1 pseudogene is annotated in these 525 nt (G+C 74.3%); it reads right to left on the minus strand.

Annotated elements, in window-relative coordinates:
- Positions 1–525 (minus strand): annotated as a pseudogene (locus MOJ79_RS18915) (DNA topoisomerase IV subunit A); the annotation flags it as partial.

A 525-nucleotide genomic window follows, 5' to 3' on the forward strand; every position in this document is an offset into this window, starting at 1 on the left:
CTTCGCGTCGACGTCCATCAGCGTCAGCCCGCGCCCGCCGTTGGGCTGCAGCTTCAGCTCGTCGAGGCCGAAGACGAGCAGGCGGCCATCGGCGGCCAGGCACGCGACCTTGTCGTGCGTCGGGGCGACGACCGCGGGCGCGAGCACGCTCTCACCCGCTTCGATGCTCAGGAACGCCTTGCCGCCGCGCTGGCGCGCGTGCAGGTCGCCCGCGCGCGCGAGCAGGCCGCAGCCGCCGCTGCCGGCCAGCAGCAGCGTCGTGTCGGCGCCACCGGCGAAGTAGTGCACCGGCTGCGTGCCCGCCTCGAGGTCGATCAGCGTCGTGATCGGCTGCCCGTCGCCGCGCCCGCCGGGCAGGTTCGCGACCGCGACGCTGTAGGCGCGCCCGTTGCTGCCGAGCACGACCAGCGTGTCGACGCTGCGGCACGCGAAGCTGCCGTACAGCGCGTCGCCGGCCTTGAACGCGAGCGTCGCGGTGTCGACCTCGTGGCCCTTGAGCGCCCTCACCCAGCCTTTGCGGCTCGC

It is taken from the genome of Calidifontimicrobium sp. SYSU G02091, assembly GCF_022631395.1.
Classification (GTDB): Bacteria; Pseudomonadota; Gammaproteobacteria; order Burkholderiales; family Burkholderiaceae_C; genus Calidifontimicrobium; species Calidifontimicrobium sediminis.